General features: G+C 39.7%; 1 protein-coding gene. It reads right to left on the bottom strand.

What is annotated here, in order from left to right:
• Nucleotides 1-221, bottom strand: a 221-nt coding sequence (locus tag Q4550_RS23725) for an ATP-binding cassette domain-containing protein (RefSeq protein WP_303536714.1), incomplete at its 3' end; no start/stop codon positions are given.
• Between the last annotated feature and the right edge of the window lie 31 nt (nucleotides 222-252).

Here is a 252-nt window from a genome sequence, read left to right as displayed (position 1 = left end):
GTGAAAGCGTTGCTCACCCAGCCAATAGATTTTCTAAGTTCATTCAAAACAGTTTTTCCAAGACGCTGCCCTAATACTTCAACGATGGGATCATATCTAAGTAGGGGCCAGATCGAGCCGTGAATTAACTGAAGTAGCGTCGTTTTAACTGATCCATTTAATCCGACAATGGCCTGATGCTGTCCAATCTCTACCGAAAAAGAAATATCAGATAAAAACATCAGTTTCTCACGTGTGTAATAAGCATTTTAT

The organism is Anaerobacillus sp. 1_MG-2023 (assembly GCF_030547345.1).
Lineage (GTDB): Bacteria > Bacillota > Bacilli > Bacillales > Guptibacillaceae > Guptibacillus > Guptibacillus hwajinpoensis_B.
The sequence above is the reverse complement of the archived record's forward strand: the minus strand, read 5'-3'. Positions and strand labels throughout refer to the sequence as shown.